Source organism: Psychrobacter immobilis (assembly GCF_904846225.1).
Lineage (GTDB): Bacteria > Pseudomonadota > Gammaproteobacteria > Pseudomonadales > Moraxellaceae > Psychrobacter > Psychrobacter immobilis_F.
On record NZ_CAJGZJ010000048.1, the window covers coordinates 1 to 1794 of the forward strand.

The 1794-nt window shown below is 36.1% G+C and carries 1 protein-coding gene; it reads right to left on the reverse strand.

The window, feature by feature from the left end; all coding sequences use genetic code 11:
- Positions 1-264: 264 nt before the first annotated feature.
- Positions 265-1503 carry a replication initiation protein gene (locus JMX48_RS13935; protein WP_201538767.1) on the reverse strand — a complete coding sequence of 413 codons (1239 nt, stop codon included), beginning with the start codon at positions 1501-1503 and terminating at the stop codon, positions 265-267.
- Between the last annotated feature and the right edge of the window lie 291 nt (positions 1504-1794).

Genomic DNA, 1794 nt, shown 5'->3' on the forward strand with positions numbered 1-1794 from the left:
ATAATATACAACATAATACAATATAAGATATAAAAAAACCTCAAGCAATCTTGAGGTCATAATCGTTAGATTATGGCTAACAATCAGTTAAGTACTCCTCTAGCGCATTACTATCATTTATTAATGATTAGCGCCTGTTTGTCTCTATACCTAAATTTGGCAGTAATACTTGGGCTAATAGCGCTGGTTTTTTAGAGAATCCTAGTGGCTTAATACTGCCAAAGCTAGTACCTAACCACTCAGCAATAGAATGTTTTTGTTAGTCTACGTATATTCTAAATAATCACGAATAGGACATTTATTGAAAACTGAAGAATCCGCCTTTAGTCTTTTGACCATCTCAATTGCCCACTCTGCCTCATTTTGGCCTGCTAGACTGGTGGAGCTGACCAGATGGTTATAATTGGCTATAAATTCTTTGTTCAGAACAATGCGCTTTAATTGTGCGTCACTTAGACCGTTAATTGAAAAAGGATTCAGATCACTCTTCAACGCTTTTGACTGCTTAGCCCCTACCTTGGTTTGACTGCTATCTTTAAAACTAAACACAATCTCACTCACCACCCGCCCTTTTTTCTTTTGAGTATAGGTTATCTGATAAGGCGTGTGCGCATGAATATCACTGATGGCTTTATCGATAACATAGCGTTTAAAATTATAAAAATCGGAATAACTTTCAACGCAATTAAATTTTTCACGCAAATAGTCAATGGTATATGTCTTCTGTTTGTGATCTTGGAACATACAACTGGCAATCAGCTCAAATAAAATCATGCCATAACTGCCAAGATTAATAATCCAATGTCGCTCCCATTTGGTAAATGGATTTTCACGATCGAATACTGATAGCATCTCAATCACCGTATCGGCCAGTATAACTTCTAACTGTCCCTCGTTTTCCTTATATTCGCACTGAACAAGCCAAGACACTCCAGTTCTATGCGTTCGTTCATTATTCCTAAAATTCCAAAAAAAGAATGCTTTGTGCAGCATGCTATCAGCAACTTCTGCCAAGGTACGGTAAATACTTTTTTTGCCTAAATTATATTCACGGGCAAACTCTAGCGCATTAACCACAAACATTCGTTTCCTGGCATCAGGGTCATTTTCTACATGCTTACGTACTAATGGCGATAAAAACATAATCAGACGCCGCTCATTCAGGTCCAAATCTGAAATGGCATTTAATAAACGGTTTTGCATCACCAGCCATTTATCACTGTAAATTGGTTTGGGCTTACTCTCAGCTTCACTGATATTTTGTAATGGTTTGACTTCCTTATCGTTTGGGGTAATCAAATCAAAATTAAAATCAAATTTTGTCTCTATGACGGGCTCGATAATAAGGATAGTGGCATTATTATCACCCACTGTCCTTCTTACATGAGCAGTAAGTTCATCGCGCTCTTTTTCGCTTAAATGCTTATCTACTTTGACCGTATAAGACTCGCCAACAAGCTCTCGTAGATTATTTTGGAACTGTGTCATCTCATCGCTATTCATATCACAATATTTCGCTTTAACTGACCATTTAGGTAATAATAGGCGGTATTAACGAAAAATACAATTTACTATTTCGTTAATACCGCCTAAACTTTCGTATAATACCGCCTAAACTTTCGTATAATACCGCCTAAACTTTCGTATAATACCGCCTAAACTTTCGTGTTTAAAAAATATTTTTCCGCTGTAGACCAAGTAAAATAAGTGTCTGTGCCGATTTTCACCTTCAGGACAAAAGCTTTTAAAAATCATTAAAAAATAAGAAATATATTTTTGTTTTAAGTAATAGGA